The 6,162-nt window shown below is 72.6% G+C and carries 5 protein-coding genes; all 5 read right to left on the minus strand.

From position 1 onward, the window contains the following. Positions 1–101: 101 nt before the first annotated feature. Genes CCE01nite_RS14370 through CCE01nite_RS14390 form a run of 5 tightly spaced genes read right to left on the minus strand, consistent with a single transcriptional unit; the run spans position 102 to position 6,113 of the window. Complete coding sequence (locus tag CCE01nite_RS14370) at positions 102–2,396, minus strand: exo-beta-d-1,3/1,6-glucosidase (protein WP_034625492.1); 2,295 nt, start codon at positions 2,394–2,396, stop codon at positions 102–104. Further along, positions 2,393–3,409 carry an ABC transporter permease gene (locus tag CCE01nite_RS14375; protein WP_052103524.1) on the minus strand — a complete coding sequence of 339 codons (1,017 nt, stop codon included), beginning with the start codon at positions 3,407–3,409 and terminating at the stop codon, positions 2,393–2,395. Before CCE01nite_RS14375 ends, CCE01nite_RS14370 begins: the two co-directional genes overlap by 4 nt. 3 nt (positions 3,410–3,412) lie before the next feature. Beyond that, a complete protein-coding gene (locus tag CCE01nite_RS14380) occupies positions 3,413–4,486 on the minus strand; it encodes an ABC transporter permease (protein ID WP_034625496.1) in 1,074 nt (357 codons plus the stop codon). Further along, positions 4,483–5,292: an ABC transporter ATP-binding protein gene (locus CCE01nite_RS14385; RefSeq protein ID WP_034625500.1), complete on the minus strand. Its 810-nt coding sequence runs from the start codon at positions 5,290–5,292 to the stop codon at positions 4,483–4,485. The genes CCE01nite_RS14380 and CCE01nite_RS14385 overlap by 4 nt, the downstream gene beginning before the upstream one ends. Further along, positions 5,289–6,113: an ABC transporter ATP-binding protein gene (locus tag CCE01nite_RS14390; RefSeq protein WP_034625591.1), complete on the minus strand. Its 825-nt coding sequence runs from the start codon at positions 6,111–6,113 to the stop codon at positions 5,289–5,291. Before CCE01nite_RS14390 ends, CCE01nite_RS14385 begins: the two co-directional genes overlap by 4 nt. Between the last annotated feature and the right edge of the window lie 49 nt (positions 6,114–6,162).

The raw sequence follows: 6,162 nt of genomic DNA on the forward strand, positions 1-6,162 counted from the left end.
TCGGCGGTCGCACCGCCCCGCGCGGGGCCACCGTCACCGGCGCCCAGCCCTGGCCGCCCGCCTGCACCCGGGCGTCGGCGGCGTCGGGCACCGGAGACCGGTCAGAGCCGCGCCTCGAAGCGCGCGGTCAGCAGCGCCTCCGGCTGCGACGACGGCCCGACGAGCACCTCGAACGCCCCGGCCTCGACGACCCGGTTCCCCGCCGCGTCCACGACGGTGCACGCCGCGACGGGGAGCACGAGCTCGACGGTCTCGGCCGCGCCGGGCGGCACCTCCACCCGCCGGTACGCCTTGAGCTCCCGGTCCGCCCAGCTCACGGACGCCACGGCGTCGCGCACGTAGAGCTGCACCACCTCGTGGGCCGGGCGCTCCCCGACGTTGCGGACGGTGACCCGGGCGCGGACGGTGTCGCGGACCGTGTACTCGTTGGCGTCCAGCCGCAGGTCCTCGTAGACGACCTCGCTGTAGCCGAGGCCGTGACCGAAGGGGAACGCCGGCCGCTGCGTGAGGTCGGCGTACCGGTCGCCGTGCTGGCCGCGGATCTGGTTGTAGTACGTCGGCTGCTGACCGACGTGCCGGACGAACGAGACCGGCAGCCTGCCCGCGGGCTCGACGACGCCGAGCAGCATCTCGGCCAGCGCCTGACCGCCCTGCATACCGGGGTTCGCGGCCCACACGAGGGCGGCGGCGCGGTCGACGGACGGAGGCAGCACCAGCGGCTTCGACGCCAGCAGGACGACCACGGTGGGCGTCCCCGTGGCCACGACGGCGTCGAGCAGCGCGACCTGCGACCCGACGAGCTCCAGGGTGGCGGTCGAGCGCGCCTCACCGACGAGCTCGATCCGGTCACCGACGACGACGACGGCGACGTCCGCCGCGGCCGCGGCCTCGACCGCGGCGGCGAGCTGGTCCTCGTCGACCGGCGCCGGGACGACGACCGGCCAGCGCGGCTGCCCGTCGGGGAACCGGTCCCCCTCGGGGTCGGGCTCGAGCGTGAGGATCTCGGCGCCGCGGGCGTGGTCGACGGACCAGCCCGCCGGGACCGTCGCCCGCAGCCCGTCGAGCACCGTGCGGATCATCGAGCGGGGGTGGCCGTCCGGCATCCAGTCGACCTGGCCCGAGCTGCCTGCCCAGTCGCCGAGCTGCGCCTGCGCGTCGTCGGCGAGCGGCCCGAGGACCGCGACGCGCCGGGCCGGGCCGTGCCCGACCGCGCGGCCCGTGGTGTCCGTGGTGCCCGGGGTGAGCGGCAGCACGCCGTCGTTGCGCAGCAGCACGAGCGACCGGCGGGCGACCTCGAGGTTCAGCGCCGCGTGCTCGGGCGCACCCACGCACGCGCGGATGCGCGCCGCGTCGGGCACGCGCGGGTCCTCGAACAGCCCGAGCTCGAACTTGAGCGTGAGGATGCGGGCGACGGCGCGGTCGAGGTCGGGCTCCGCGAGCAGTCCGCGGTCGACGGCCTCCAGCGCGCCCTCGAAGAACCGGGGCGTGGCCATGATCATGTCGTTGCCGGCCCGCACCGCGGCGGCGGCGGCGTGCGCGAGGTCCGGCTGCACCTTCTGCTCCCACACCATGCGGCCCACGTTGTCCCAGTCGGTGACGAGGATGCCGGTGTAGCCCCACTCGCCGCGCAGCACCTCGGTGAGCAGCCACTCGTTCACCGTGATCGGGACGCCGTCGAGGGTCTGGTAGCCGAGCATGAACGTGCGGCACCCCTCCCGGGCGACCCGCTCGAACGGCGGCAGGAACCACGAGCGCAGCTTGCGGTGGGACAGGTCCGCCTCGCTCGCGTCCCGGCCACCCTGCGTCTCGGAGTAACCGGCGAAGTGCTTCGCCGAGGCGAGCACGGCGGTGGGGTCGTGGAGCCCGCCGCCCTGGTACCCCCGCACCATCGCCGAGGCGAGCTCGCCGATGAGGTGCGGGTCCTCGCCGAACGTCTCGTCGACGCGGCCCCACCGCAGGTCGCGGGCGATGCAGAGCACCGGGGAGAACGTCCAGTGGATGCCGGTCGCGGCCGCCTCGATGGCGGTCGCGCGCGCCACCCGCTCCACGAGCCCGGCGTCCCACGCGGCCGCCATGCCCAGCTGGGTCGGGAAGATCGTCGCGCCCTCGAAGAAGGAGTGGCCGTGGATGCAGTCCTCCGCGACCAGCAGCGGGATGCGCAGCGGCGTGCGGGCGACGAGCTCGTGCTGGCGGGCGAGGTGCTCGGGCGACGCGTGCAGGATCGAGCCGACGTGGCGCTCCAGCACCTGGTCGTCGATGCCCTCGCGCGCGTCGAGCTGCATCATCTGCCCGACCTTCTGCTCCACGCTCATGCGGGAGACCAGGTCGGCGACGCGCTCGTCGACCGGCAGCGCCGGGTCGAGGTACGGGGCGGTGCCGACGTCGGTGGCGGTCACGCGTCCTCCCGGGCGGACGGCGTGGTCCGCACGGCCGTCACGGCGTCGTTGACGTCGAGGCCCCGCTTCTTCATCGCGCGGGCGCGTTCCCCGGCCGACCGCAGGCGCGGGTTGACGTACTCGTCGATGCCGAAGTTGATGAGCGAGAGCGCCACGCCGATCGCGGCGATGCACAGCCCCGGCGGCAGGAACCACCACCACTGGTTCTGCCGGAACGCCCCCTGGGCGCTGGCCCAGTTGAGGATCGTCCCCCAGTTGTAGGTGTTCACCGGGATCACCCCGATGTAGGAGAGCGTCGTCAGCCCGAGGATGGCGGCGGTCACGGTGCCGACGAAGCTCGCGGCGATGAGCGCCATGAGGTTGGGCAGCATCTCGTGGCCGATGATGCGGCGCAGCGGCTCGCCGTTCGCGCGGGCGGCCTGGACGAAGTCCCGGTTGCGCAGCGACATCGTCTGCGCGCGCAGCACCCGGGCCCCCCACGCCCAGCCGGTGAGGCCCAGCACGGCGGCGATCACGACGAGCGGCGGGTCGTCGAACATCGAGGCCACGATGATGATCAGCGGCAGGCCCGGGATGACGAGGAAGACGTTCGTCAGCGCCGAGAGGCTCTCGCTGCGCCAGCCGCGCAGGTAGCCCGCGACGACCCCGACGACGACCGCGATGATCGTCGCCATGATCGCGGCGAGGAAGCCGACGACGATCACCCCGCGGGTGCCGTGCACGACCTGGCTGAGCACGTCCTCGCCGAGGTGGGTGGTGCCGAGCCAGTGCTCCGCCGACGGCGGCTGCAGGCGCGCGGTGTTGTCGACCTTGGTCGGCGAGTACGGCGCGAGGACGTCGGCGAGGACCGCGACGAGCACGAAGAACCCGAGGATCGCCAGGCCGGTGATCGACTTGCGGTTGCGGAACATCGCGAAGGCGGAGCCCAGGCGGGCGCGGGCCGACGCCCTCGGACGCGGTGCGCGCTCGGTCGGGAGGCCGGGCGCCGGTTCCGTGCGGAGGTCGGTGGTCATGGTTCAGGCCTCCGTCTGGCGGGTGCGCGGATCGAGGAACGCGTACGCGACGTCGGCGAGGATGTTGGCGACGAGCACGGACAGCGTGATGACGAGGAACACGCCCTGCATCAGGGCGTAGTCCTTCGCGTTGGTGGCGTCCAGGAGCAGCTTCCCGACGCCGGGGTAGCTGAAGACCATCTCCATGACGATCGTGCCGCCGACGATGAACCCGATCGACAGCGCGAAGCTCTGGATCTGCGGGAGCACGGCGTTGCGTGCGGCGTAGCGCCAGAGCACGCGGCTGTTCGGCAGACCCTTGGCCTGCGCCACCGTGACGTAGTCCTCGTCGAGCACCGTGAGCATCATGTTGCGCATGCCCAGCATCCAGCCGCCGAGCGAGGCGATGACGATGGTCACCGCGGGCAGCGTGCCGTGGTGGATGACCTGGCCGACGAACTCCGCCGACCACTCGGGCCGCATCCCCACGCCGTAGGCCTTGCCGATGGGGAACCAGCGGAGGTTCACCGAGAACAGCGCGATCCCCAGGAGCCCGAGCCAGAAGTACGGGATCGTGGCGAGGAACGTGGTCACGGGGATGAGCGCGTCGAGCCGGCTGCCCCGGCGCCAGCCGACGACCGCCCCGCCGACCGTCCCGACCGCGAACGAGACGACGGTCGCGAAGCCCACGAGGCCGACGGTCCACGGCAGCGCCTGGCTGATCACCTCGGTGACCGGCCGCAGCCCGTGCAGCAGCGAGACGCCGAGGTCGCCCCGCAGCAGCAGGACCCAGTAGTCGACGTACTGCTGCACCAGGGTCTTGTCGGTGTCGAGGCCGAGCAGCGAGCGCAGCGCGTCGGCCGCCTCCGGGCTGACGTTGCGGTTGCGGGACAGGTACTGGCTGACCGCGTCGCCCTTCATCATGCGCGGCAGGACGAAGTTGATCGTGACCGCGGCCCAGAGGGTGAACAGGTAGAACGCGGCGCGTCCCGCGAGGAACCGCCACGGGACGCGCGAGCGGCCCCGGACGGCGGTGGTCGCCGTCGTGCCGGCCTCGACGGCGTCCTCGGTCGGGAGCTGGGGCTGGACGGCGGTCACCGGACGCCCCCGTCCACGCCGGACACCGAGGCGAAGTGCGTCTCGGGGTCGGGCGACGCCGCGCGCAGGGCGCGGGTGTAGGGGTCCTGCGGACGGAGGATGACGTCGTCGGCCGGGCCGCTCTCGACGACCCGTCCTTGGTTGAGCACCATGATCTCGTCGCTGAAGTGCCGCGCGGTCGCCAGGTCGTGCGTGATGTAGAGCACGCCGAGCCCTTCCTCGCGTCGCAGGTCGGCGAGCAGGTTGAGCACCCCGAGGCGGATGGAGACGTCGAGCATCGAGACCGGCTCGTCGGCCACGAGCAGGCGCGGCCGGGAGGCCAGCGCCCGGGCGATCGCGACGCGCTGCCGCTGGCCGCCCGACAGCTCGTGCGGACGGCGGTCGATCACCACGTCGGGGTCGAGGCGCACCCGCTCGAGCAGCCGCCGCACCTCGTCGTCCAGCCCGGCCCGGGGCACCACGTCGTCGAGGCGCAGCGGGCGCTCGAGGTGGTAGCGCACGGAGTGGTACGGGTTGAGCGACGCGAACGGGTCCTGGAAGACCATGCGCAGCTTCTGGCGGTAGGCCCGCAGCCCGGCCCCGCGGCGCGGGATCGGCTCCCCGTCGAGGCGGACCTGCCCGCTCGTCGGCGTCTCGAGCTGCGTGAGGATCTTCGCGATCGTCGACTTGCCGCTGCCGGACTGGCCGACGAGCCCGATCGTCTGGCCGGACGTCAGGGTGAAGCTGACGTCGTCGAGCGCCTTGATGTGGCCTGCGCCGCGGACCGCGTAGGTCTTGGTGACGCGGTCGAACTCCAGGACGGTCATCGCGCGACCACTCCTCTCTCTCCGGTCAGGCGGGGGAAGGACGACAGCAGCGTCTTCGTGTACGCGTCCCGCGGGCTCGTCCAGATGTTCTCCGCGGTGTCGAGCTCGACGATCTCCCCCGCGCGCATGATCGCGATGCGGTCGCTGATCTCCAGCAGCAGCGGCAGGTCGTGCGTGATGAAGACGACGGTGAAGCCGAACCGGTGCCGCAGCTGGGAGATCTGCTGGAGGATCTCGCGCTGCACCAGGACGTCGAGGGCGGTCGTCGGCTCGTCCATCACCATGAGCTGCGGGCGCAGGGCGAGCGCCATCGCGATCATCACGCGCTGGCGCATGCCGCCCGACAGCTCGTGCGGGAACGAGCGCCGGCGCTGCCGGCCGACCTTGACGATCTCGAGCACCTCGTCGACGGCCTCGCGGCGCTCCGCCCGGGACATCGCGGGACGGTGCACCTCGAAGACGTCCTCGAGCTGCGACCCGACGGTGGCCACGGGGTTCAGCGCGTTCATCGCCCCCTGGAAGACCATCGAGATCTTGTCCCAGCGGAACCGGCGCATCTGCTCGGCGTCGAGTCGGTCGATGACGACGTCCTCGCCCGAGCTGTCGTGGAACACCACCGAGCCGCTCGTGATGACCGCGGGCGCCTTGAGCAGGCGCTGCAGGCCGTACGCGAGCGTGGTCTTGCCGCAGCCGCTCTCCCCGGCGAGCCCGAGGATCTCGCCGCGGCGGAGCTCGAGGGTGACGTTCTTGACCGCCTCGACGGGAGGGTCGACGTCGTACACGACGGAGAAGTCGCGGACGCTCAGCAACGAATCGCGCATGGGTGCGTGCTCGCTCTCGTGGTTGTCGAGGACGGGGCGGGTGCGCACG

The organism is Cellulomonas cellasea (assembly GCF_006538745.1).
Classification (GTDB): Bacteria; Actinomycetota; Actinomycetes; order Actinomycetales; family Cellulomonadaceae; genus Cellulomonas_A; species Cellulomonas_A cellasea.